We start from the raw sequence: 1525 nt of genomic DNA on the forward strand, positions 1-1525 counted from the left end.
GGCAGCCGGATGCCGAGCCAGATACACAGGTAGGCCAGCGGGAGATTCAGCAGTATGTGCGGATCGTCCAGGAACATCGAGACGGCCAGCACGGCCGCGCAGCCGGCGGCGAGCTTCCCGGAAAGCGGAATCCGGTCGGCGTACAGGTACAGCACACAGCCGGCGAGGAACATCAGGACGAACCGGCCGACACCGCCGGCGAAGACACCGCCGAGCGGCCCCGGAGTGTAGCCGGGCGCCAGTTCGCGCAGCACCACCACGGCCCACAGGCAGGCGGTGACCACCGCGACGAGCGCCCGCCGCCGCTGGATGACACCGAAAATCGCCAGGACGGCGATGCCGAGATAGCACAGGGCGTCCCAGTAGAGCGTCCACATGGAATGGTTCCAGCCGATCGGGATGCCCGAGCCCGGCGGTGGGAAAGGCACCGCGGACGGCGTGCCGGCGACGTCGTAGAAGCGCACCCTCAGCAGGGAGTTGGCGAGCACGTACTGGACCGCCCCGTGCGGCCCGGTGACCGGATAGCCGTCGAACGAGCCCCGCTCGTGCCGCCAGGCCAGCGGCGCGCAGAGAAACGCCACGACCAGCAGGCTCGCCCAGAAACCGGGCATGATACGCAGGGTGCGGTGCCACAGGAAACGGGCCGTGCCACCCACCCCGAGCCGGCTCCGGGTGATCAGGAAGCCGCTGACGACGAAGAACCCGTCCACCGCGACGCTGGCCGGGTCGTAGTCGCCGATCCGGACCAGACCGAACCCGCCGAGCGCCCAGGCGTGCACGACGACGACGGTGAGGGCGAACACCAGCCGGAGGAAATTGAGGCTGTTGTCCCGGCTGAATGCGGTGGCGATGGTCGCTGTTGTCGCTGTCCGGTGTGACACCGATTGTCTCCGATTGCCGCGGTCGTGGCCGGTGCCGTCGGGGAACCGGCTGGGAAATGCCGTCGGGGACCGTCCCGGAAAGTGCCGCCGGGGACCGGCCCGGGAAGTGCTGTCGGGGGACCGACTGGGAGTTATCGTAGCGATAATCGATTGATCTCAAGGTTTCCGACACGCCCGTCGATGCCGGCGGGGAATCCGTCCGGGCCCGTGTGACACTAAAATCGGAAACATGGACGCGAACGCTTCCAGCCGGGCCGGATGGCATCTTTCGGCTGTCTTCGTGGCGATCTTCCAAAGCTTCGCGCAGTGACTCGTTTTCACAGGTATTCCGGTGTATCAGGTTGACGAATGACAGGAAAGGGAAAAATGGATGCGCTCCGCCGGCCCCACCGGCCGTTCCGTTCGATTTCCGGGAAAGTCCGGGGGCGCCGGGTCCTGGATGCCCGCTGGGCCCCGGCGCTGCTCGACGCCACACCGCCGCGGTGGCGCCGGCAGGTGGCGTCACGGCTGCTGTCGCTCGATGCCCGCTACGCCGGCGCGAGTGGGCCGGCGGGCCAGGCCGGCGCTTCCTGGGAGGGGCTCGTGCGGGAGCTGCTGCTGCCCTCCCTCACCGCGGGCATGACCGTGCTGGAACTCGGCTGCGG

General features: G+C 68.5%; 1 protein-coding gene and 1 pseudogene. One reads left to right on the forward strand and one right to left on the reverse strand.

The features are described from left to right. A partial coding sequence (locus tag AC5LUJ_RS01335) for an acyltransferase family protein (protein ID WP_493464342.1) occupies window positions 1–881 on the reverse strand: 881 nt, incomplete at its 3' end. A 348-nt stretch (window positions 882–1229) separates the two neighbouring features. Between AC5LUJ_RS01335 and AC5LUJ_RS01340 the strand changes: the two are divergent. Beyond that, window positions 1230–1525, forward strand: a pseudogene (locus tag AC5LUJ_RS01340) (hypothetical protein); the annotation flags it as partial.

It is taken from the genome of Protofrankia sp. CiP1_Cm_nod3 (assembly GCF_982290655.1).